The sequence below is a fragment of the Aeromonas sp. s11 genome, from assembly GCF_040907945.1.
GTDB classification, from domain to species: domain Bacteria; phylum Pseudomonadota; class Gammaproteobacteria; order Enterobacterales; family Aeromonadaceae; genus Aeromonas; species Aeromonas veronii.
This window is the reverse complement of the sequence record NZ_JBFOCU010000035.1, coordinates 1-23,208: the sequence shown is the minus strand read 5'-3', so window position 1 is coordinate 23,208 and position 23,208 is coordinate 1. Positions and strand designations below refer to the sequence as shown.

Annotated in this window: 22 protein-coding genes and 1 pseudogene; 17 read left to right on the top strand and 6 right to left on the bottom strand. The window is 58.3% G+C overall.

The window, feature by feature from the left end; genetic code table 11:
• Positions 1–303 precede the first annotated feature (303 nt).
• Together ydiK and AB5Y84_RS10555 are read right to left on the bottom strand one after the other, a co-directional pair.
• Positions 304–1,389: an AI-2E family transporter YdiK gene (gene ydiK / locus AB5Y84_RS10560; RefSeq protein WP_368176896.1), complete on the bottom strand. Its 1,086-nt coding sequence runs from the start codon at positions 1,387–1,389 to the stop codon at positions 304–306.
• On the bottom strand, positions 1,386–2,774 hold the full coding sequence (locus AB5Y84_RS10555) for a phosphatase PAP2 family protein (RefSeq protein ID WP_368176895.1): 1,389 nt from the start codon (positions 2,772–2,774) through the stop codon (positions 1,386–1,388). Before AB5Y84_RS10555 ends, ydiK begins: the two co-directional genes overlap by 4 nt.
• 185 nt (positions 2,775–2,959) lie before the next feature.
• Between AB5Y84_RS10555 and AB5Y84_RS10550 the strand changes: the two genes are divergently transcribed.
• The 9 genes from AB5Y84_RS10550 to AB5Y84_RS10510 all read left to right on the top strand — a co-directional run bounded on the left by AB5Y84_RS10550 (position 2,960) and on the right by AB5Y84_RS10510 (position 11,092).
• The gene (locus tag AB5Y84_RS10550; RefSeq protein WP_005340143.1) at positions 2,960–3,340 is read left to right on the top strand and encodes a hypothetical protein; all 381 of its coding nucleotides are present in this window, start codon (positions 2,960–2,962) and stop codon (positions 3,338–3,340) included.
• Positions 3,341–3,594: 254 nt separating this feature from the next.
• Positions 3,595–3,993 (top strand): ribosome-associated heat shock protein Hsp15, encoded by a 399-nt coding sequence (gene hslR, locus AB5Y84_RS10545; RefSeq protein WP_005340141.1) that lies wholly within the window; start codon positions 3,595–3,597, stop codon positions 3,991–3,993.
• A 77-nt stretch (positions 3,994–4,070) separates the two neighbouring features.
• The gene (hslO, locus tag AB5Y84_RS10540; RefSeq protein WP_005340140.1) at positions 4,071–4,955 is read left to right on the top strand and encodes an Hsp33 family molecular chaperone HslO; all 885 of its coding nucleotides are present in this window, start codon (positions 4,071–4,073) and stop codon (positions 4,953–4,955) included.
• Between the two features lie 149 nt (positions 4,956–5,104).
• Entirely contained in the window at positions 5,105–6,730 is a 1,626-nt protein-coding gene (gene pckA, locus AB5Y84_RS10535; protein WP_005340139.1) for a phosphoenolpyruvate carboxykinase (ATP), read from the top strand.
• A gap of 193 nt (positions 6,731–6,923) precedes the next feature.
• The gene (locus tag AB5Y84_RS10530; protein WP_005340138.1) at positions 6,924–7,589 is read left to right on the top strand and encodes a GntR family transcriptional regulator; all 666 of its coding nucleotides are present in this window, start codon (positions 6,924–6,926) and stop codon (positions 7,587–7,589) included.
• A 33-nt stretch (positions 7,590–7,622) separates the two neighbouring features.
• A complete protein-coding gene (locus AB5Y84_RS10525; protein WP_005355029.1) occupies positions 7,623–9,425 on the top strand; it encodes an aminopeptidase P family protein in 1,803 nt (600 codons plus the stop codon).
• Between the two features lie 87 nt (positions 9,426–9,512).
• Positions 9,513–9,917 carry a nitrous oxide-stimulated promoter family protein gene (locus tag AB5Y84_RS10520; protein WP_005356534.1) on the top strand — a complete coding sequence of 135 codons (405 nt, stop codon included), beginning with the start codon at positions 9,513–9,515 and terminating at the stop codon, positions 9,915–9,917.
• A gap of 112 nt (positions 9,918–10,029) precedes the next feature.
• Positions 10,030–10,527, top strand: a complete 498-nt coding sequence (locus tag AB5Y84_RS10515; protein ID WP_043822605.1) for a GNAT family N-acetyltransferase — start codon at positions 10,030–10,032, stop codon at positions 10,525–10,527.
• Between the two features lie 97 nt (positions 10,528–10,624).
• On the top strand, positions 10,625–11,092 hold the full coding sequence (locus AB5Y84_RS10510; protein ID WP_005340126.1) for a glycine zipper 2TM domain-containing protein: 468 nt from the start codon (positions 10,625–10,627) through the stop codon (positions 11,090–11,092).
• Positions 11,093–11,174: 82 nt separating this feature from the next.
• Here the strand turns inward: AB5Y84_RS10510 and amt are convergent, their stop codons facing one another.
• A complete protein-coding gene (amt, locus tag AB5Y84_RS10505; protein ID WP_139461577.1) occupies positions 11,175–12,602 on the bottom strand; it encodes an ammonium transporter in 1,428 nt (475 codons plus the stop codon).
• A 504-nt stretch (positions 12,603–13,106) separates the two neighbouring features.
• Here amt and AB5Y84_RS10500 point away from each other — a divergent pair.
• Complete coding sequence (locus AB5Y84_RS10500) at positions 13,107–14,030, top strand: GGDEF domain-containing protein (protein ID WP_368176894.1); 924 nt, start codon at positions 13,107–13,109, stop codon at positions 14,028–14,030.
• 90 nt (positions 14,031–14,120) lie between these two features.
• Here the strand turns inward: AB5Y84_RS10500 and AB5Y84_RS10495 are convergent, their stop codons facing one another.
• A complete protein-coding gene (locus AB5Y84_RS10495) occupies positions 14,121–14,744 on the bottom strand; it encodes an outer membrane beta-barrel protein (protein ID WP_368176900.1) in 624 nt (207 codons plus the stop codon).
• Between the two features lie 251 nt (positions 14,745–14,995).
• Here AB5Y84_RS10495 and AB5Y84_RS10490 point away from each other — a divergent pair, with 251 nt between their 5' ends.
• Complete coding sequence (locus AB5Y84_RS10490) at positions 14,996–15,634, top strand: exopolysaccharide biosynthesis protein (protein WP_064341822.1); 639 nt, start codon at positions 14,996–14,998, stop codon at positions 15,632–15,634.
• Between the two features lie 66 nt (positions 15,635–15,700).
• Here the strand turns inward: AB5Y84_RS10490 and AB5Y84_RS10485 are convergent, their stop codons facing one another.
• The gene (locus AB5Y84_RS10485) at positions 15,701–16,975 is read right to left on the bottom strand and encodes an amino acid permease (RefSeq protein WP_101530032.1); all 1,275 of its coding nucleotides are present in this window, start codon (positions 16,973–16,975) and stop codon (positions 15,701–15,703) included.
• Positions 16,976–17,447: 472 nt separating this feature from the next.
• A complete protein-coding gene (locus AB5Y84_RS10480; RefSeq protein ID WP_368176893.1) occupies positions 17,448–18,338 on the bottom strand; it encodes a diguanylate cyclase in 891 nt (296 codons plus the stop codon).
• A gap of 349 nt (positions 18,339–18,687) precedes the next feature.
• Between AB5Y84_RS10480 and AB5Y84_RS10475 the strand changes: the two genes are divergently transcribed.
• From AB5Y84_RS10475 to AB5Y84_RS10450, 6 genes and pseudogenes are all read left to right on the top strand, one after another.
• Positions 18,688–19,005, top strand: a complete 318-nt coding sequence (locus AB5Y84_RS10475; protein ID WP_368176892.1) for a hypothetical protein — start codon at positions 18,688–18,690, stop codon at positions 19,003–19,005.
• 23 nt (positions 19,006–19,028) lie between these two features.
• The gene (locus AB5Y84_RS10470; protein WP_368176891.1) at positions 19,029–19,664 is read left to right on the top strand and encodes a Vat family streptogramin A O-acetyltransferase; all 636 of its coding nucleotides are present in this window, start codon (positions 19,029–19,031) and stop codon (positions 19,662–19,664) included.
• Between the two features lie 28 nt (positions 19,665–19,692).
• Entirely contained in the window at positions 19,693–20,109 is a 417-nt protein-coding gene (locus AB5Y84_RS10465; protein ID WP_368176890.1) for a GNAT family N-acetyltransferase, read from the top strand.
• A pseudogene (locus AB5Y84_RS10460) lies at positions 20,109–20,665 on the top strand (GNAT family N-acetyltransferase). The gene AB5Y84_RS10465 and the pseudogene AB5Y84_RS10460 overlap by 1 nt, the downstream one beginning before the upstream one ends.
• A gap of 323 nt (positions 20,666–20,988) precedes the next feature.
• Complete coding sequence (locus AB5Y84_RS10455) at positions 20,989–22,011, top strand: DUF2806 domain-containing protein (protein ID WP_139433100.1); 1,023 nt, start codon at positions 20,989–20,991, stop codon at positions 22,009–22,011.
• 143 nt (positions 22,012–22,154) lie between these two features.
• Entirely contained in the window at positions 22,155–23,186 is a 1,032-nt protein-coding gene (locus AB5Y84_RS10450; RefSeq protein WP_001809438.1) for an IS630-like element ISAhy2 family transposase, read from the top strand.
• The last annotated feature ends 22 nt before the right edge of the window (positions 23,187–23,208 follow it).

The following is a 23,208-nucleotide window of genomic DNA, read 5'->3' as shown; positions in this document are numbered from 1 at the left end:
GTTCGATTAGCCGCAAGGCGTAATCGGACGTTCGCGTAAAGCAATTCCCCTGCTATAACGGCCATCCATATTTCCCCTCTGCCAAATGCCGCTGATCCACGGAAATACCGGAACAACGGCATCTCGATCGTCCGATTACGCTTCGCTAATCGAACCTACATGGAGCGGTCATATGTGGTGAATGCAGATTGGCGAGGATCAACCAATCTGACTCCATCGCCATAATCAGAATCACCACAAATAACAGAGCCGCCCTTATGGGCGGCTCTTTGCATCAGCTATGGTGGCTAAATCGTCTTGTCGTCACTCGGCCTTGGGCGATTCAACAGCAGCAGTCGCCGGTTGGTCATCTTCCTTGATCCAGGCATCCAGCAGGGTGTAGCCCACCGCCAACACTACCGGGCCGATAAAGAGACCGATGATCCCCATTGCCAGCAAGCCGCCGATAACCCCCACCAGAATGAGGATGAGCGGCAGGTTGGCGCCACGCTTGATAAGGAAGGGGCGCAGGAAGTTGTCCATGGTGCCTGCAAACAGTGACCAGACCAGCAGGAAGGTGCCCCAGGTGGTGTCGCCGCTCCAGTAGAGGTAGCCGATACAGGCCAGCAGCACCGGGAAGGGGCCGATCTGGGCGACGATCAGCAGGAACATCACCACCACCAGCACCATGGCGTAGGGGATACCGGCAATCAGCAGGCCGACACCGGCCACCGAGGATTGCACCAGCGCGGTCACCACCACGCCCATGGCCACGGCACGGATCGCTTGGGAGGCCAGCACTGTGGCGTTGTCGCCCCGTTGCCCTGCCAGACGGTGGGCAAAGCGGCGAATGCCGGTCGCCACCACTTCACCGGAGTGATAGAGCACACCGCAGATGCCGACAGTCAGCAGGAAGTGAACGAACAGCAGCCCCAGATTGCCCGCCTGAGCGGCGAGCCAGCGGGCGGTCTGGCCAAAGTAGGGGGCCAGCTTGGCAAACAGCACCTGACCACCGCTCGCCAGAATTTGCTGCCAGAAGCCGTAGAGCTTGTCGCCAACCAGCGGGATCTGTTGCAGCCAGAGCAGCTCGGGCGGCGGCGACTGGCTGATATGGGTACCCAGCTCGATCAGCATGGGCGCTTTCTCCGCAACATTGGCCAGCGTCATAAAGAGCGGGATGACAAACATCAGCAGCAGCACCAGCGTCATAAAGAGGGCCGCCAGCGACCGTTTGCCCCACAGCACCCGCTGCACCATCAGCATCAGCGGCCAGGTAGCGATGGTGATCATGGTGGCCCACACCAGCGCGGGCAGGAAGGGCTTCAGCACCAGGAAACAGGAGATAATCAGGATGCTGAGAAACAGCACCCCCAGGGTTATCTTGGCCAAATCCACTTTTTTCATGTTCATAGAGTTCCCTTGTCAGAGCCGTTGCCCTTGGGTCGTGTGTCGCATTTCAAGAAAGAGAGTATCCACCAGAGGCCAGCGCTCAACCAGAGCCCCAGCCCGAAAAAGAGCACAAACTGACCAAGCAGGATGGCCAGCGAACTGCTGGTCAGCAGCGGCAGCGCCCAGAGCCCCGCCCCTATCACCGCGCCCCCCGCCAGGGTGACCGCGCCGGTCACAATGGGGGGATATCCGCCGCGGGTCAGGGTAAGCAAACCGCCAACCCAGAGCCCGAGAGCCGCCAGCCCGATCCCGGCCAGATGGGCCGACTGGCTCAGACCCGCGCAAACCAGTGACGCAGCGATCAGCAAGCCCCAGACAGAAGCGCGCTGATCCAGCCGCCAGTATGGGCGAACCGCCAGCAGCAAGGCACCAATCAGCAGGCCAACCGCCACATCGGAGATAAAGTGCACCCCGAGCCAGACCCGCGCCAGACCTGTGGTGAGCGCCAGCAGCAAGGCCAGCGAATAGGCCAGCCCGCGCCGGGCAGGCCAGAGCCAGCCAAGCAGCGCCCCCCAGAACAGCAGGGCCGAAGCGGTATGGCCGCTCGGCATGCCAAAGCCTTGCGCGCTCTGGGTTGCCAGCAGCGGTTGCAGATGGAAGGGGCGCGGCCAGCCAATTCCCTCCTTGCTCGCCTGCACCAGCAAGCCAAGCCACAGCATGGCGAACAGCAGCTGGCGCAACCGTGGCCACCCCAGCAGCGGGAGCAGCAAAGGTATCAGGGCAAGCTGAAAGCCGCCTGAACCAAACAGATTGCTGACCGACAGCCACCACACATCGGGCCCCAGCCACTGCTGCAGCCGCTGCATCAGCGGGATCTCGGCCTGATGCAGCGCATTGCCCTGCGCCACAAAATCGGCCTGCCAGTGCACCTCGCTCTCGGGCACCTGATCAAGCCGGGATTGCAGCCAGTCGAGCTGATCCGGGAAACGGCGCTGCTCGCGGGGCAGCTGGTCGATGGCGATCAGCCGAGCGTTAAGGATCTCCCCGCCCAGATTGGGGGCCTTCAGGATGGAGACAAACGCAGTGTCTTGCTGCGCGACAATCGGTTCCAGCGTGCGGCAGGCGAAGATAAGCGCCCGCTGCCAGCGGCCCAACTCCTGCACCACCTCCCCCCGCAAGCCAGTCTCTTCATAGAGCTCGCGCAGCGCCGCCTGCTGCGGGCTCTCGCCGCCATCTATATAGCCACCGCTCAGGCTGTAGCGGGAGGAGATGCGATCCTGCACCAGCAGCAGTTGATCCTGATGGCGGATGGCGCAGGCCGCTGCCGTTGGGCCAGCCGGTTCGGCACTCAGGGCTGGCAGAGCGGCAAACAGCGCCAGCAAGAGTAAAAAGTGGGTTCTCGACATCAATTTGCTTTCCCTATGCACAATGGCGACAAGCCTCCCAGAAATCAGATAGTTGGGCAACGGTAGCGGCCGGATTGCCGCCGTTCCCGCCGCGCAGGCGGAGCACGGAAGATTGCGATGAAGCAGGGCACTCCCTACTATTGGCGGCTATCTTCAATTTCATGCAGCAAACGCTGGAGCCCTCCATGAGACAGTTCGGCTTTTTCCTCGGCATCGCCATCGGTGTCATTTTGATCCTGTTCGGCAGCATCGTCATCTTCCAGGCGCTCCCTGCCGCACTGGATGTGCTGGAGATGCCAAGCCGCATCCCGTTCGTGCGCGAGGTCTACACCTGGCTGATGACCAGCGCCAACGGCCTCACCGCCCAGCTGGAGCAGAACTTCCTGGAAGCGTTCCAGACCGTGCTCAAGCTGATCCTGCTCATCACCTTCATGTGGGTCTGCGTCAAGCTGGTCAACATGGGGGTGCTGATTATCCGCGCCGGGGTTGATCTGATCCGCACTGCCATCGCCCACAGCGAAGGCCCACACGACCAGAAGAAGCCGGATCAGCACGATCACTTCTGACTCTGACATGATCGATGGATGTGAACGCTGCCGCCCCCAACCGGGGCGGCAGTGTTATATGCGCGCTATGAAGGCCCTCCCTGCCCCATGAATACCCGATAAAGCAGCGGCTTTCCCTTGTGAATCAGCAAACTGCCCATATGTTGCATCACCTTGACATGGTTTGCGCCCCGCGCGGCGGCTGCCCGGTTTCTATCCCGACCCCGTGCTCTGGTATAATCGACCACCTCTTTTCCCCGTTATGGAGCCTGTTCATGCCCAATCATGCAGAAAGTGCCCTCGAGGTTCGTCTCGACAAGTGGCTGTGGGCGGCCCGTTTCTACAAGACCCGCTCCATTGCGCGGGATCAGATCGACGGGGGCAAGGTGCACTACAATGGTCAGCGCAGCAAACCGGGCAAACAGGTGGAAGTGGGGGCACTGATCCGCTTCTGGCAGGGGCAGGATGAACGCGAAGTGCGGGTGCTGGCCTTGAGCGAGCAGCGCAAATCGGCCCCGCTGGCCCAGCAGCTCTATGAAGAGACCGCCGAGAGCCTGAAAAAACGGGCCGAGAACAGCGAGGCGCGCCGCTTCAACAGCCAGTTTGCCCCCAGCCCCGAGCGCCGCCCCGACAAGCAGGAGCGACGCCAGTTGCTCAAGGTCAAACAGTACTGACCGACCCCGATTTGATACCGGGCTGGCATCAACCCCAGCCCGCCCGATTTACCTCACCGAAAAGCCAGGAATACATGATGAGCAACCAAGATCTGCTGTATCGCTATCTGTTTGAAGAGTACGAAGTGCGTGGCGAGCTGGTCCAGCTGGATCACACCTACCGCCACGTAGTGGAAGCCCAGAACTACCCGGTGCAGGTGCAAAAACTGCTGGGCGAGCTACTGGTCGCCACCAGCCTGCTGACCGCCACCCTCAAGTTTGAAGGCTCCATCACGGTGCAACTGCAGGGCGATGGCCCGGTGCGTCTGGCCGTGATCAATGGTGACAACAACCAGCAGCTGCGCGGCGTGGCCCGCTATGAAGGCGAGCTGCCGAGCGATGGCAAGCTGCAGAGCCTGATTGGCAACGGCCAGCTGATCATCACCATCACCCCGGAGCAGGGCGAGCGCTATCAGGGCATCATCGCGCTGGACGCCGATACTCTGGCGGGCTGCCTGGAGCACTACTTCGCCCGCTCCGAACAGCTGGCGACCAAGCTGTGGATCCGCACCGGCTACCACGAAGGTGCGCCGCGCGCTGCCGGCATCATGCTGCAGGAGCTGCCCGCCCAGAGCGAGGATCACAGCAACGATTTCGATCACCTGACCCAGCTCACCAGCACCATCAAGGATGAAGAGCTGTTCGGCCTGCAGGCAGAAGAGATCCTCTACCGCCTCTACCATCAGGACAAGGTGCGGGTGTTCGATCCGCAGGCGGTCGAGTTCCGCTGCACCTGCTCCCGCGAGCGCTGCGAAGGGGCCCTGTTGCAGATAGAAAAGGAAGAGGTGATGGAGATGGTGCAGGAGCTCGGCAAGATCGACATGCACTGTGATTATTGCGGCGCCCAGTACCAATTTAATGGGATCGATGTCGAAACCCTGTTCAGCAGGGCTCCCGGCAATGATGCAAACCAGTTACACTAATTAAAGGCGGGCAAAACCCGCCTTTAACTTTAATAACAAAAAAATACCCTATTTTATAAAGTTTGATGGCGATCGCTAAACTCTACCACCTAAGTGATAGGATGACCGTCAGATAGAACCCTACCAACCTCTGAACCCAGGAGAATACAATGACAATCGTGGCAGAACCCACCCTGGCCCAACAATTAGGACTGGACCAGTACGGCATCAAAAACAGCCAAGAAATCGTTCGCAACCCCTCTTACGAGCAGCTTTTCGCCGAAGAGACACGCCCTGACCTGGAAGGGTTCGAGCGCGGTGTGGTGACCGAGCTGGGCGCCGTCAACGTCAACACCGGTATCTTCACCGGTCGCTCCCCGAAAGATAAATATATCGTCAAAGATGCCACTACCCAGGATACTGTGTGGTGGTCTGACCAGGGTAAAAACGATAACAAAGCCATTACCCCGGAAGTGTGGTCACATCTGAAAGGGCTGGTCACCAAACAGCTCTCCGGCAAGCGCCTGTTTGTAGTCGACGGTTTCTGCGGTGCCAACCCGGATACCCGCCTGGCCGTGCGCATCATCACCGAGGTGGCCTGGCAGGCACACTTCGTGAAAAACATGTTCATCCGTCCGAGCGATGAAGAGCTGAAAACCTTCAAGCCTGACTTCGTGGTGATGAACGGTGCCAAGTGCACCAACCCGAACTGGAAGGAGCAGGGTCTCAACTCCGAGAACTTTGTTGCCTTCAACATGACCGAGAAGATGCAGCTCATCGGTGGCACCTGGTACGGTGGCGAGATGAAGAAGGGCATGTTCTCCATGATGAACTACTTCCTGCCCCTGCGCGGCATTGCCTCCATGCACTGCTCCGCCAACGTGGGTCAGGACGGCGACGTCGCCATCTTCTTCGGCCTATCCGGCACCGGCAAGACCACCCTCTCCACCGATCCCAAGCGTCAGCTGATCGGCGATGACGAGCACGGCTGGGATGACCACGGCGTGTTCAACTTCGAAGGGGGCTGCTACGCCAAGACCATCAAGCTCTCCGAAGAGGCCGAGCCGGACATCTACCACGCCATCCGTCGCGATGCGCTGCTGGAGAACGTGACCGTTGCTGCCGATGGCACCATCGACTTCGATGATGGCTCCAAGACCGAGAACACCCGCGTCTCCTACCCCATCTATCACATCGACAACATCGTCAAGCCGGTCTCCAAGGCAGGTCACGCCACCAAGGTGATCTTCCTGACTGCCGACGCCTTCGGCGTGCTGCCTCCAGTCTCCAAACTGACCAAGGAGCAGACCAAGTACCACTTCCTGTCTGGCTTCACCGCCAAACTGGCCGGTACCGAGCGCGGCATCACCGAGCCGACTCCGACCTTCTCCTCCTGCTTCGGCGCAGCCTTCCTCTCCCTGCACCCGACCAAGTACGGTCAGGAGCTGGTGAAACGGATGGAAGCGGCAGGTGCAGAGGCCTATCTGGTCAACACCGGCTGGAACGGCACCGGCAAGCGCATCTCCATCAAGGATACCCGCGCTATCATCGATGCCATCCTGGATGGCTCCATCGAGAAGGCCGAGACCAAGGTGCTGCCGATCTTCAATCTGGAGATCCCGACCGCGCTGCACGATGTGAACCCGGCGATCCTCGACCCGCGCGACACTTACGCCGACAAGGCCGAGTGGGATGCCAAGGCCGTCGATCTGGCAGGCCGTTTCATCAAGAACTTCGAGCGCTTCACCGATAACGACGAAGGCAAACGTCTGGTTGCGGCAGGCCCGCAGCTGTAACAGGCTCGCTTCGTATCAGTGACATCATGCCGGTCAGCCACGCTGACCGGCATTTTTGTTTTTGTGGAGCCCCGCACGCTGCCATCGCCCCCGTTAAAGGGGCCAAAACCTTGCCTTTGCCCATTGTGACAGGTTAGATTCAGCCAAACTTTATACAATATACAATTCTGTAACGCCCAATCGTGACCCGACCATGACCCCACCCTACAAGACCCGAACCCAGATGGTGATGGAAAACCTCCGTGGCCGGATCCTCCGTGGGGAGTTCCCCGCTGGCGCCCCCTTGCGTCAGGATGCCATTGCCAAAGAGCTGGCCGTGAGCCGCATTCCGGTGCGCGAAGCCCTGATGCAGCTGGAAGCGCAGGGGCTGGTGAAGTTCGAAGCCCATCGCGGCGCCGTGGTCACCATGCTGGACGCCTCGGCCATTGAAGAGCTCTTTTATTTGCGAGCGCTGCTGGAAGCCGATACCCTGTTTCACGCCGTCGACAAGATGACGGAAGCCACCTTCGCGCAAGCGGAGGCGATCCTCGCCCAGTTTGATCACGCCCTGGAGTCAGGCACCCAGATCGAACATTGGGCCGAGTTGAACCACAGCTTTCACGCCACCCTCTATCAGGCAGCCGGTCGCCCCCAGGCACTTGAACTGATCGCCCAGATCAATCTGAGCTGTGACCGCTATGTCCGCTTCGAGCTGCTGTTTGCCAGCGACGGCGTGGACAAGGCGGAGCGTGAACACGCCCAATTGCTGGAACTGTGCCGCGCCCGGCGCAAGCACGAGGCGGTGGTGCTGCTCAGGCAGCATATCGAAGCAGCGGGTCAGTCGATCAAGCGGATCCTGGCCAGCGGCCATAAAAACTGAACACTCATATAGCAACCATCTGGCACTAACGACATGAATAATTTCGAGATAATTGAAACCCGCGTCGCCCAAGTCAGGGCCGAGCTGGCCATGCAGGAGTTGGACGCATTTATCGTCCCCCACGATGATGAGCACCTCGGCGAGTACATCCCCGCCTATGCCGAGCGGCTTGACTGGATCACCGGTTTCAACGGATCTGCCGGCGTCGCCATCATCATGGCCCAGCGAGCAGCCCTCTTTGTCGATGGTCGCTATACGGTGCAGGCGCGGATGCAAACCCCCGCCGAACTGTTCGAATTCCTCCACCTCATTGAAAATCCTCATGTGCAATGGCTGGCCGAACAGCTGCCGTCAGGCTCCCGGGTCGGCTTCGATGCCCGCCTGCACAGCCTGACCTGGTACAAGAATGCCAAGGCCGTGCTGGCCGATCGCGGTATCGAGCTGATCCGCGTCGAGCAGAACCCCATCGACCTGAACTGGAGCGATCGCCCGGAGCCGACCAAGAGCCCGGTCATCCTCTACAGCGAGGAGCTGGCAGGCCAGTCCAGCCAGTCCAAACGTGAACAGCTGGCGGCCGACCTGCGCAAGCGCGGGCTGGATGCGGTGCTGCTGACCCAGGCCGAGCCCATCAACTGGCTGCTCAACCTGCGTGGCCGCGACATCGACCGGTTGCCGGTGGTGCTGGGCTTTGCGGTGCTCTACGCCAACACCAGCATGGATTTCTTCGTCGATACCGACAAAATTGACTGCTTCGCCTTTACCCAACACGTTGGGCAGGATGTCTCTGTCTACCCCATCGACAAGCTGGGCGACGTGTTGCAGCGCATCGGTGAAGATCAGCAGAAGGTGCTGGCCGATCCGGACAGCGCCAACGCCTGGACCCAGCTCGTCATGGAAGAGGCGGGTGCCATTCTGGTGGCTGGCCAAGACCCCACCATGCTGCCGAAAGCGTGCAAGAACGAAATCGAGCTGACCGGTATGCGTGCCGCTCACCTGCGTGATGGCGTGGCCATGACCCGCTTCCTCGCCTGGCTGGATCGGCTGGTCGCCTCCGGCGAGTTCGAGGGGGTGGATGAAGGCACCCTGGCCGATCAGGTGGAAGCGTTCCGCCGCGAGCAGGAGCACTACGTCGAGCCGAGCTTCGATACCATCTCCGCGCTCGGCCCCAACGCCGCTATGTGCCACTACCACCACACCAACGGCACTCCGCGTGCGTTCGGTCAGGACAGCCTCTATCTGCTCGACTCCGGCGCCCAGTATATGGATGGCACCACCGACATCACCCGCACCATCAAGGTGGGTGAGGTGAGCGACGAGCAAAAGGCGATGTTTACCCGGGTTCTGCAGGGCCATATCGCGCTTGATCAGGCCCGCTTCCCCCGTGGCACCGCCGGTATCCAGCTCGATGTGCTGGCCCGCATGCCGCTGTGGCAAGCCGGTTACAACTACGACCACGGCACCGGCCACGGCGTCGGCCACTTCCTGAGTGTCCACGAAGGGCCCCAGCGCATCGCGCCGAAAGGGAGCATGGTCGCCCTGCAACCGGGCATGGTGCTCTCCAACGAGCCGGGCTACTACCGTGAAGATGGCTTTGGCATCCGTTGCGAGAACCTGGTGGTGGTGACCGAGCTGGAACAAGTTGGCGAGCTGCCGATGCTGGGCTTCGAGCGTCTGACTTATGTGCCGTTCGATACCCGCCTGATCGACCGCAGCCTGCTGAGCCCGGCAGAATTCCGCTGGATCAACGAATACCATGTCGAGGTGTTCCGCCGCCTGAGCCCGCTGCTCGAGGGCGAAGATCTCGCCTGGCTGGAGCAGGCAACCAGCCTCATCTGATGACACAGGGCCTGCGGGCCCTGTTTTTTATCCCCCCTTTTGACCTGTATCAACACCCAAAACGAGCAGGTCAGGAGAATGGCGGCCATGAAAAGTCATCATGCCAGCCCAGCCCGGGGCTCACACGCCGCAGCCAGCAAAAAGGCGAGTGACCACCCCAGACTCATGCGCGAGCAGCAGACGGTCAGCGCCATGATCCGCCTCTACTGCCAGCACCATCATCAGGATCCCCATTGCCGCCACTGTCGCCAGTTGCGGGATTTCGCCCATCAGCGCCTTCGTCGCTGCCGTTATGGCCACGGCCACAAACCCACCTGCGCCAACTGCAATATCCACTGTTACGCACCGGCGATGCGCAAACAGATCCAGCAGGTGATGAAGTGGAGCGGCCCGCGCATGTTGCTGCGCCACCCCTGGCTCACCCTCCGCCATCTGCTCGACGGCTTGCGCAAAGCGCCCAAACTGCCCCAGAGCCGCCCCCTGCCGCCATAACCGCCAATCCCTTGCATCCGGCAGGGGATGACTACTACCCTATGACTCCTTTTTTGCCGTTGACCCCAAGGTCAGCGGCGTTGCCGATCCGTTTGCTGCCAATGGAGTCCTGATGCACCACAACCCGCCCCTGCTACGCCCCGCCACCCACAATGACATGCACGCCATTTGGCAGATCGATGCCAAGGTGTTTGGCGAAGATGTCTATCCCGCCTTCTTCTTCCGTCAGGCGATGGATTTGTGGCCCGAGTTGTTGCTGGTGGCCGAATACGAGGGGCAGCTGGTGGGTTATGTGCTGGGGGGATTCGGTCAGGAGCGGTCGCAAGGCTGGGTACTCTCGCTGGCGGTACTGCCCGAGGCGCGCGGTTTCGGTCTGGCCGAGCGAATGATGCGCCAGATGGAGGCCAACCAGCAGGCGCTGCAGATCAGCGAACTGCGGCTCACGGTCGATCCGGCCAATCCGGCCCAGCGCCTCTACTACCGGCTCGGTTACACATTGCAGGCGGAAATAGCCGACTATTTCGGCCCCGGAGAAGACCGTCTGCTGCTGGTTAAAACCCTCTCCGGTACAGCTGCGATTCAAGGACAAAACCGGTTACAGAACGCATAATTGGTTACATTTTGCCGATTTCATGTGTGACGGGGTTGGAGTAAAGTTCACTCATCAACCGGATTGTTCAAATTACGTGCAGCCCAGGAGGCCCACCATGTTGAAGCGTATGACCCTTATTGCCCTGCTGGCAGCAACCACCATCACCGGATGCGCCAACAGTGACGTTTACTCTGGCGATGTTTACACCAAAGACCGCGCCAAACAGGTGCAGACCGTCAGCTACGGCACCATCATCTCCACCCGCCCGGTGAAGATTCAGGCCGATGAGAACTCCCTGATTGGCACCATTGGCGGCGCCGTAGTCGGCGGCCTGCTGGGCAGCACAGTCGGTGGCGGCACCGGACGCGACATCGCAGCCGCAGGCGGCGCCATCGCCGGTGCAGCGGCAGGCAACGCCATCGGCAACAAGATGAATCAGGTCGACGGCGTCGAGCTGGAGATCAAGAAAGAGAATGGCGAAGCCATCGTGGTCGTGCAGAAAGCCAGCCCCACCTTCACCCCGGGTGCTCGCGTGCGCATGACCCAGGGCAATGGCAGCATCAACGTGGCCGTCGTGAATTAAGCGTGTGAACTCAGGCTTTGCAGCTTTAGAGTCATAAAAAAACCGCCGGTTCCGGCGGTTTTTTGTTGTCTGGCATTCGGGATTACATGCTGTAAGCCTTCTCGCCGTGGGAGGTGACATCCAGCCCTTCCCGCTCGGCATCGCCATTCACCCGCAGACCCACCAGCATGTCGACCGCCTTGAAGGCAATCGCCGCCACGGCACCGGACCAGAGCAGAGTGACACCGACCCCGATGGCCTGGATCTTCACTTGTCCAAGGATGGAGTACCCCTCGGCCACCTGATTGGTGACATAGTCCCACACCCCGGTACCGCCCAGATCCGGGCTGGCAAAAACACCGGTCAGCAGGGCGCCGAGAATACCGCACACCCCGTGTACGCCAAACACGTCCAGACTGTCATCGGCACCCAGCAGGCGCTTGAGACCGTGGACACCCCACAGACCCGCCACGCCACTGATAAGGCCCATCACCAGACCACCGCCCACACCGACGAAACCGGCTGCCGGGGTGATCACCACCAGACCGGACACCGCACCAGAGGCGGCCCCCAGCAGGGAGGGACGTCCCTTCATCACCCACTCGGCCAGCGTCCATGAGAGAGCTGCCGCAGCCGGCGCCACCCAGGTGTTGATAAAGGCGAGTGCGGCGATACCGTTGGCTTCCAGCGCGGAGCCCGCGTTGAAACCGAACCAGCCGAACCAGAGCAGGGAGGCGCCGATCATGGTCATGGTCAGGCTGTGGGGGGTCATGGGATCACGACCGTAGCCCAGACGCTTGCCCACCAGATAGGCACCCACCAAACCCGCCACGGCGGCGTTGATGTGCACCACTGTGCCGCCTGCAAAATCCAGCGCACCATGCTGGAACAGATAACCGGCAGTGGCGGTCGCTGTGGCCGCAGCCTCGGCGCCGGTATAGGCATCCGGACCCGCCCAGTACCACACCATATGAGCCAGCGGGATATAGGCGAAGGTGAACCAGATCACCGAGAAGAGCAGCACGGCGGCAAACTTGATGCGCTCGGCAAACGCCCCCACGATAAGGCCGCAGGTGATGGCGGCAAAGGCCCCCTGGAACACCACATAGATCAGCTCGCTGATCCCGACACCCTTGCTGAAGGTGGCGGCGATGGAGTCAGGGGTCACCCCCTTGAGCAGCACCTTGCTGAAGGAGCCATAGAAATTGCCCCCCTCGGTAAAGGCCAGCGAATAGCCGTAGATCACCCAGAGCACGCAGATAAGGCAGAACAGGGTAAAGACCTGCATCAGCACGCTCAGCATGTTTTTGGCCCGCACCAGACCACCGTAGAAGAGGGCCAGACCGGGGATCGACATCAGGATCACCAGCGCCGCCGAGAGCAGCATCCAGGTGTTGTCACCCTTGTTGATTGTCATGGCGGCAACCGGCGCCACCGCCGCCTGTACCTGAGCGACCTCTTCGGCCCAACTTGGGGTAACCAGCAAGGCAGGCAACATCGTCAGACCCGCCATCATCCATTTTTTGACCATAGAGCACTCTCCTTCCCTGTCGTACCGGTACAAGACCGGCTCCGTTTCCCTGATTGAATCTGTGGCGAACCGCAAGGTGTTGCTGCAACCCGCCAGAATCACACCCGCGCCCTGCACGGGGATGCCTCTTGCCACTTCCTCATCACTGCATCTGCCGCCGATGACCGCAAGAGGCCGTCTGACATCTAAAAAGCATAAAGCGGGCCATAAATTTAAATCCTTTTAAATCATTGCATTAGAAAGATCATACATCATCAACGCACCAATTTGGCGCATGAGCTGCGCTAACCTGCCCAGGGTCGCCCTGTCGCAGGGCAGGCGATACGTCGCGCACCAGAAGTGCGCAAACCCTGAGCCAGCCCACAAGCTGACGTCATCGATATCGCGCGCTGCGGGTCCGCTCGTTTACACTGACAGACCAGCCGTTTCCTGTTATCCGACCACGGCATGCCATTACACAGCCCCTTGTTTGCAACCTGATGGCGGCCCAATCCGAGGAACACCATGCAGTTCGATCGTCTCGACATCAGCCTCTCCCACTACCGTCACCTCGACCGGGAGCATCGCGCCCACATCGCGCTGCTGGGGATAGTGATGCTGGCCATCATGGCCCTTCATCTGTTGCTGCTGCCCCACTTCCCCTACGAGCGCTTTTACGCCGTCAGCTTTGGCTTCGAGGTGATCAACTGGCTCACAATGCTGTTCCTGTTCTGGGTGGTGCAGTGCGCCCACCTGCCCACCCATACCTACCGCATGCTCTCCTGCGGTCTGATGTTGTGGATCATGGGGGCCACCGCCGACATCATGGATGAGCTGGTGGCGCAGCCACTCTGGCTCGCCATCTATGCCGAGGATCTGCTGCGCTCCAGCGGCATCCTGCTCAGCAGCATCGGCATCCTGAGCACCATGCACCACCTCTTCCACATCAATACCCAGCTCAGACAACAGGCGCTGTTTGACGATCTGACCCGGCTGCCAAACCGGCGCTACTTTCATCAGCAGCTGTTTCTGGAGCAGGGGATTTGCCACGCCCTCATCCTGCTGGATCTCGATCACTTCAAGGGGATCAATGACAACTACGGCCACGATATCGGGGATCGGGTGTTGCAACAGTTTGGCGAGCTGTTGGAACAGCACTGCCCGCCCGGTGCGCTGGCGGCCCGTGTCGGGGGTGAAGAGTTTGCCCTGCTGCTGCCCGTCGCCCACGAAGCCGAGCTGCAGCAACTGGCCAACACCCTGCTCACTGCGACCCGCACCATAGCCCCCGACCCGGCCCATACCATGACGGTCAGCCTGGGAGTGGGGATCCGCGAGCCCAAGGAGCCGGCCGTCTCGCTGTTCAAACGGGTGGATCAGGCGCTTTATGGCGCCAAGGAGGCGGGTAGAAACTGCGCGGTATGGGCGACGCCGACTAATAAAGAGGCGTAAAGAGCTATCGGTGGATTGCCGATCACGGCGGAACATTGCTGCTGAAACAGGGGCCCAAGGGCCCTTGTTTCATGTGGGAAATCCCCCCGCCTAAAAGCGGAAGGTAAGACCGATATTGGCCTGCCATTGGGTTACCAGCTCCCCGCGCACCTTGAACACGCACTGCTCCGGGTTGCAGAGAAACTGATTGTTGTCGTTGACCAGCGAACCATAACCGCGCACCTCGGCCCGCAGGGCCAGATGCTCGGCGAGGCGCGGTTGCACCCCGAGCGCCAGCGACATGGAAGGGGTCACCTCGCTGTCGTAGGCGGCAAATCGGGTCACCCCGATCCCGGCGCCGATGTAGGGCGCCATCAGGTTGTCAGAGAGGGTCAGCGCACCGGCAAAGTGCAGGATGTCCACCGTCAGGCGGTCAGGCTGGTCGGGAGAGAGGGTGGTGGACTGGTGGCTGTAGAGCAGCTCGATCATGCCGGGATCATCCACCTCCTTGCTGATAAAGAGGCCCCAGCTGCCGGAGCCCTGTCCCTGCAGTGAATCAAACGATGCAGAAAGCGGCACCGGCTGCACCACATCGTCACTCTTCTCGAAGTCGATGGCTGAGCTGTAGCCGAAAAATGGCGTCACCTGCCAACCGGATGTGGTCGCGGCCTCGCTACTCCAGGCCTGCCCCAGTGGCAGCAACAGCCCCATAATCACTATCCCGGCTCTCTTCATCATCATCCCCTGCTCCCTGTGTGATTGTGCAGAAAGCATACCAGAGGCGTCCTAGGCCCATCCTAAACGGCGGCTGTACCGGATCACTTTCATCGCGGGATTTCCCTCTCGCCGGAACCTCTGCCGAGCCGCCCCACTGGCGCCGCTATGCGCCCCTGCCACCATTCATCGACGGTTAACCTCTGCCACGTATGCTGGCGCCAAATCGGGTCATCGGGGCCCGTTATCACTACTCAAAAGGACATCAGGGAATGGTTGCCGCGCAACTCAACGACCCCACAACTACCCTCGCGGATACCCTGCGGGCTACCGCGCATGCCATCGACGAAAGCCACATCAGCCTGCGCCAGATGCTCGCGCTGGTGGGCGAGCAGGGCATGCTGCTGTTTTGCGTGCTGCTCACCGTCCCCTTCCTGCTGCCGGTCTCCATTCCCGGGGTCAGCACCCCGTTTGGCCTGCTGATCCTCTTTATCGGTATCGGCATCACCCTCAATCGGGTGCCCTGGCTGCCCGCCATGCTGATGGAGCGCCGCTTCGCTGCCGACCAGCTCAAGCCGACCCTTCACAAGGGGGCGGATCTGCTGGCCCGGGTCGATCGCGTTATCCGCCCGCGCCTGCTGGTGCTGACCGGCAGCAACACGGTCAACCGCTGCAACGGCCTGCTGATCATGCTGGCTGCCCTGCTGCTGATGCTGCCCCTGGGCGCCATCCCGTTCACCAACGCCATGCCTGCCTGGGCCATCCTGCTGCTTGCCACCGGCATGTTGCAGCGGGACGGTCTGTTCATCGCCAGCGGCTATCTGCTGGTAAGCGCAACCCTGGTCTGGTTCAGCGTGCTGGCCATCGGCTTGCTGATGGCGGGCCAGAGCGCCAGCGGCCTGCTCGGCTAACCCCGATGCACAGAAAAAGGGCGACCAGATGGTCGCCCTTTTTGATTTGTGCGGGATACCGCCCGGTCAAAGCAGATCGTAGATAAGGGCCGAGATGGCAAGCAGCCCCATCACCAACACAAAAAGGGTACTCGGCCCGCGATAACGCTTGAGTGCGGGCAAGCGATAGATGGAGCAGGCTGGCAGCAGAAACAGGATCACCGCGATCAGCGGGCCACTGACGCGCTCGATGATGTCGAGCACGTTGGGGTTCAGATAGGTGATGACGGCGGTCACCATAAACAGGATCACCGATGACACCCGGGCGATGGTCGACTCCTTGAGGGAGAGCCCCAGCCCCTGACAGGCACCGCTCACCATGCTCACCGTCCCCTCGCTCACCCCCATGGAGGTGCCTAGGAAAGATTTGGACATGGCCAGAATGGCGATGAGTGGCCCCACATAGGCGATCAGCGGATTGGAAAACTTGTTCGCCAACGCCGACAGCACCGAGATATTGTCGGTGCGGGCCAGCGCCATCTCGGCCTGACTCAGACTCATCACGCAGCTCACCACGAAAAAGAGCACGCTGCCGCAAATCAGCATACTGCTGTACTTGATGATCCGCTTGGCGCGCAGATCGGCACTCTCTTGGCAACGCTTCTTCTGCGCCGCGCTGAAGGAGGAAATAATAGGTGCATGGCTGAAGGAGAAGACCATCACCGGCACGATCAGCCAGAGGGATTTCCAGAACGCCGGGTCACGCCAATCCACCGCCTGACTCTCGCTGAAATAGGAGAGGCTCCACTGGGGCAGCAGATAGATGGAGAGGCCAATCAGAAAGGCAACCATCGGCAGTGCCAGCACGCTGATGGCCGACACCACGATCTGTTTGCCAGCCAGCAGCACCAGATGCAGGCCCAGCATCACCCCCAGCACCAGCAAGCCGCGCGGAAGCTCGGCATCCCCCAGCTGGTGGACCACGAAGCTCTGGATCGCATTGGTGATGGAGATGCTGTAGACCAGAATGATGGGGTAGAAGGCCATCAGATAGACCAGCATCAGCAGCTTGCCCGCCTTGGCACCGAAGTGCTCCTCCACCACATGGGTGATATCCCCTTCCCGATGGGAGCTGGAGAGCACAAAGCGGCTCAATGCACGGTGGGAATAATAAGAAAGCGGAAAAGCCAGCAATAAAATAAACAGCAAAATAACCGGGGAATTACTGCCAACAGTAATAGGGAGAAATAACGTACCGGCACCGACAGCAGTGGCATATAGGCCCATGGTCCATACCGAATCGCTTTTCTCCCATTTCAATTTTGAAACAGGGTTACTCTTTTCAGCAATAGAAACACTCATTGCAATATATACCTTATTAATCTGTCATCATTATTTTTATTGGCCCGAATAACAGGCTGGAGATATGTCGTTGCATATCGCCCTGCACATGAAAAAAACAACGCCGCCAGCGACCAACTGGGCCACCGGAGAGAAACGGAGCTGCCACGCTACCATCGTTGAAATCGCTATCCGGGTCAAGGTTAATAATTCATGACTGTTTGAATCGGAATGTTTCAAAAGACAACAGGATGTATCACATTCGTCACCCAAAACCAGATTCAAGCCTGTTTGATAACATACCGATAAAACCTCATGCTGTTGCCCAACAACATAAATAAGACCAGCGATCAGGCCGATAATATTAACACCTTAAGCTGTGGAATATGAGTTAAATAATACGGCCAACTTTTCTACTAATTGACAGTGATGTCAGCCAATTTATGCAGGGTAAAAGCGCAGGCTATTTCCGACAGCGACCGGGGTGGCACTCTCAACCTGCCGGGCAGTGCGCCACCCGATTGCGGCCTGCCCGCTTGGCCCGATAGAGCCACTCGTCGGCCCGGGCCAGCGCCTGATTGATCTCCTCCTCCGGCTGCACCAGAGTTGTACCCATAATGACCGTTATGGCGACCGGATCAGCAGGCAATGCTTCGACGGCGGCACGGATCTGCTCCGCCATCTGCTGCAAACCGGCTTCATCGATCCGCGGTAGCAGGATCAGAAACTCCTCGCCACCGCTGCGCACAAAGAGATCGTCCGCCCGCAACAGGGCATCGATGCAGCCACTGAATCGCTGCAAGGCTCGCTCTCCCTGCTGATGGCCGTAACGATCGTTGATCTGCTTGAAGTGATCGATGTCGAGCATGATGAGGCCGCAGGGCGCCTCCCCTGCCCGCAGCGGCTGGCAGTGTTCGAAGAAGAACCGGCGGTTATGGAGGCCGGTCAGCTGGTCGGTTTCACTCTGGCGCAGCAGCCGCTGCTGCAACTCGTACTGGCGAGTGATATTGCGGGTCACCCAGGCCACCGCCCGCTTGCCGTCATAGAGGGAGGGCAGCGGCGCAATCTTGCCCTCAAAACGCTGTATCCCTTGCGGCCCAGCGGCAGCATTGATCCCCCCCACCTCGGCAGCGGAGAGCTCATACTCCACCACCCGCACCTGACCGCTCGCCAGCGACTCGGCTACCTGCGCCTTGACCCATATGGCCATCTCGGGTGGCAGCACATCGGCCAGCTGCTTGCCCGCCAGCGGATTGCCATCGTGATAGGATTGCTGCTCCATGCCGCCGATATATTCCACGTAATAGCCATCTTCACTGAGGATAAAGACGGGATCTGGCAGCTGGGCCATCACTTCATAAAGCTGGGTTACCGAAAGCGCCACGGAGACTCCTGTACTTCAACGTCAAACAGGGGGGAGATATTCTGCCTCAAGAGGAATCACACGCCCTCATCGTCAGCGCAGAAAAATCTGCGGCCACAGCCAACAATCCTTTACATCTGGCAGCCCGTCAGCCTCTCGGCCACCACCGGTGGCCAGCGCGTTGCTACTCCCGCCACTGCGCTCGCTCACAGTAGCGAAAGCCCCCTCACCCGGTCACGCATATCACATTGTTTCAACTCACAAGTTCATTTACGCTGGCCGTCCTGAGTCCAGTTTTCACCTCATCAGCCATCAGGAACGCCAGCCACCCGCAACCGCAGGGGCTGTACCACGGAAAAGGAATCGCCAGATGAAAAACGCCATCGTTACCGCCCGCTTCGACGCCATCAGCACCGAAGGGGAACAGCTCACCCTCAAGATCGCCATCAAGGCCCCCGAGCCGGATCCCAGGTCCGCCAGCGGTGACTGGCGCTGCAAGGTGAAGCTGGCGGGGCTGAGCGACAAGACCTTTATCTACGGCATCGACAGCCTGCAGGCCCTGAGCCTCGCCATCAAGTTTGTCGAAACCGAACTGCGCGCCTTCTCCGATGCGGGCTGGCAGTTCTATCTGCCCAACTGCCCAGATCACCCCATCGACATGAGCGCCTGCTACTTCCCGGCGCTCTAGCCCGGCCCATCCAAGGAGACCAGATGCACGGACCCGATCCCGCCAATCCCCACCCCATGAACGGCTTTCCCCAGGTGTGCTTTATCAAGAACACCATCAAGGGGCCCAATATCGAGGTGGGTGACTACACCTATTACGACGACCCAGAGGATTCGGCGGGCTTCGAGCGCAACGTCCTCTACCACTTCCCCTTCATCGGCGACAAGCTCATCATCGGCAAGTTCTGCGCCATCGCCCGCGGGGTGAAGTTCATCATGAACGGCGCCAACCACCAGACCTCCGGCTTCTCCACCTACCCCTTTTTTATCTTCGGCAACGGCTGGGAGCATGCCGCACCCGCCCCGGGCAGCCTCCCCTACAAGGGGGATACCGTGATCGGCAACGATGTCTGGATTGGCTATGACGCCCTGATCATGCCGGGAGTAAAGGTCGGCAACGGCGCCATCATCGCCGCCCGCTCCGTGGTCACCGGCGACGTGCCCGCCTATGCCGTGGTCGGCGGCAATCCCGCCAAGGTGATCCGCTACCGCTTCGACGACGACACCATCGCCCGCCTCAACGCCATCGCCTGGTGGGACTGGCCAGTAGAGCAGATCAGCCGCAACCTGCCGCTTATAAGCGGCGGCGAGATAGCCGCGCTGGAAGCGGCAACCCATTAGAGACAATCACCATCAAGCAGGAAGCACTATGCAACTCACCCCACCCCAACCGCCTCAGGACGATGAGATCGAAGCGCTGCGCATTGGTCTTTCCGGCTTCAACAAGGATCACGCCGGCCCCCATCTGCGCGAACGGATCGCCAGCTTTATCAAGGATAAAGAGGGCAAGGTACACGGCGGCATCATCGCCGACATCAAGTGGGGCTGGCTGCACGTCGACTGGCTCTGGATCGATGAAAGCATCCGCCGCGATGGCTGGGGCGGCCGCCTGCTCGGCGCCATGGAGCAGTACGCCCAAAGCAAGGGCATCAGCAACTACCATCTGGAAACCACCAGTTTTCAGGCCCTCCCCTTCTATCAGAAGCAGGGTTACGAGGTCTTTGGCCAGCTGCCCGATATGCCGCCGGGGCATATCAGTTACTTTCTGAAAAAGCAGGACAAGTGATGGCACTCCCGCGCCTTGCCAATGCCAATGCCAATATCGTGATCCGCCCGTTCGAACCGGCCGATGCCGACGAGTTTGTCCACGCGGCCCACGAATCGATCGAAACGGTCGGCCAATGGATGAGCTGGTGCTCCCGTTCATTTACTCGGGAGAGCGCGCTGGCGTGGTTTGCCAGCTGCGAGCAGGATTATGCGGCGGGACGCGCCTTTGACATGGGTATCTTCTGCGCCACCACCGGCCAACTGCTGGGTGGCGCCGGTATCAACCTGCTGTCACCCCATCATCGCTACGGCAATATCGGTTACTGGGTACGCCAATCTCGCCAAGGCTGCGGCATCGCCTGTCAGGCGGTCGCCCTGCTCCGTGATTTTGGCTTTCGGCAGTTGGGACTATTTCGGCTGGAGATCGTGATGGGAGTTGGCAACAGCGCCAGCGAAGCTGTTGCCATCGCCGCCGGGGCCACCTTTGAGTGTTTGGCAAGAAATCGAATTTTTCTTCATGGCCGCCTATGGATGCGCATATCTATGCTCTTGTTTATGCAAACTCACATCTGTAACAGAAAATATTTTTAGGGTTACCTAAAGTGAATATTTGATAAGCTTTCTGTAGCCGTATGAGCGAAGCGCCCCACAATCACCCAGTCAAAGCATTCAACATTCAAATTTATGCCCTGACTCTTCTATGAGAAAGTTGCAACACCTCACATTTATGTAAATGATATGATTTATATGAAAGCGCACTATTGATATACTAAAGATATGTGCATTCATATCTACTGGGTCAGTTTCTGCCTCTCAAAAATGTTTTGCACCTGCACTAACATAGCAATTAAACAATATCGCACCGTTATATTATGACTTTGAATATGGAGTGAGTTATATGTTTGGGGAACAGCTCGTTACAAAAATGTGGGATACCCTTGTGAAAGGAGGAATTGGCTCCCTTGCTTCTCCATGGCAAATAAAGCGGGAAGGTAGAGCTCATGCCGAGGTAAGAAGAGATGAAATGCTGATGCTTGCTCAAGCTGAAGTAGAGGCAAAAGCAATCAAAGAGGGGAGAAAAAAACTGCTATCTGACGGAAAGCTCATCGAATTGCACCAAGATATCGATTCTCACGATCCCTCATGCTATCTCGGGCGAGTTGAACCAACATTAGTGATTGAAAAAATACTTTCTAATATTGAACAACAGAAAAAAGCTGAAAATATACAATCAGAGATCAATATAAATAAAACAATATTAATGACAGAAGAAGAATTAAGTAATTCTCAAACACCACCACCCAAAGAAGACATTAATATTGACTGGCTCTACAGATGGAGGGATTACGTTAGTCAAACTGAAAACGAAGATCTCAGACGCCTATGGGCAAGAACATTAGCGGGTGAAACAAAGTGTCCCGGAACGTATTCAATGAGAACGTTGGAGTTCATTAAAAATCTATCTCAAGACGAAGCTATATCCATATCAAAACTTGGAATGTTCACTACTGCAAAAATATTATTCAAAAGCGACACTCTAAACAGCAACGATATAGATTTTGAATTCCTATTACAAATGGAAGATCTCGGGATCATTAGTGGTGTACAGGGAGGGAATGTAAGTAGCCTTGAAGTTACAATGAAAAGCAATTATGCAGATAAATTTTCAAACCAGATTATTAATAAAAATAGGATACTCTTGATACACTCTGACGATCCTAAAAAAGAGGTTAAGCTGCCAATCTACAAAGTCACAAAACTTGGGGAAGATATTTTATCGTTAGGAGACTTCAAGGCCAATGATGACTTCATGAGAGATATAGGACATAAAATCAAGCAACAAGGATTTGAGGTTACGTTAGCTACATGGTTACAAACTACCACCGAGTATGGAAATTACTTTAACCCTGAACTGATTTAATTAAACTCTATTCAGAGCCGTAGGGTGAAATGAACTAAATAGCTGTTCCGAATAGTAGATCACCGGAGGAAGGGAACTCAGTCCAGTTTGTGCGATCTGATTAGTCGCTAAACAAAACAAGCCACACCCAAAGGACTGAGTTGATGCCTATCCTACCACCTCTGCCACGACCACAACGGCGCCGCATTCACAAAATCATCCATGCCACCCGTGATAAAGGACATGCTCGTCGCTTGATGGCCATCTTGCTGTTACATGAAGGACGCACGATCACCGATGTTCATCACCTTACCGGCGCTGCGCGCTCGACCATCGGTCGTTGGCTTCGGTGGTATCGAGATGAAGGCATAGATGCGCTAGAAGCCTTACCGGCTGGCCGTGCCCCAGTCTTACCTATCGCCAAGATTGTCACCTTACTGGTGCTGCTCATGCAGTTTTCTCCGCAAGATTTTGGTTATCAGCGCAGCCGTTGGTGTACTGAACTATTGGCTATAAAAATCAATCGGTTAACAGGGCTCAATGTGGCAGCCTCCACGCTCCGCCGATGGTTACCTCGTATGGGCATTGTCTGGCGCAGGCCCGTGCCGACCTTGCGGATAAAAGACCCAGCCTATCAGGAAAAAATGGCGAATATCGACGCCGCGCTGGCCCGCTGTGATGCCGATAATCCGGTGTTTTATGAGGATGAAGTCGATATAGACCTCAATCCCAAATTAGGAGCCGACTGGATGTTCAGAGCGCAGCAAAAGCGGGTTGTCACACCGGGGCAGAATGCCAAGCATTATCTGGCAGGCGTTCTCCACGCAGGCAACGGAAGGGTACTTTACGTCAGCGGGATCAAGAAAAACTCATCGCTGTTTATTGCCATGCTGGAAAAGCTGCGCCACCACTACCGACGAGCCAAAACCATCACGTTGATCCTCGATAACTACATCATTCACAAAAGCAAACAGACCGAGCGATGGTTGAAGAAGAATCCCAAGTTCTGCCTGGTGTTCCAGCCAGTTTACAGCCCTTGGGTTAATCACATAGAACGGCTATGGCACAAGTTACATGAAACCATCACGCGCAATCATCAATGCAGAGGGATGGCAAACCTGCTGGCCCGAGTGAAACACTTCATGGATACCGTGTCTCCTTTCCCGGGGAATGGCTATGGCACAGCGAAGGTGTAGCACTATTGGGATCAGTTATTTA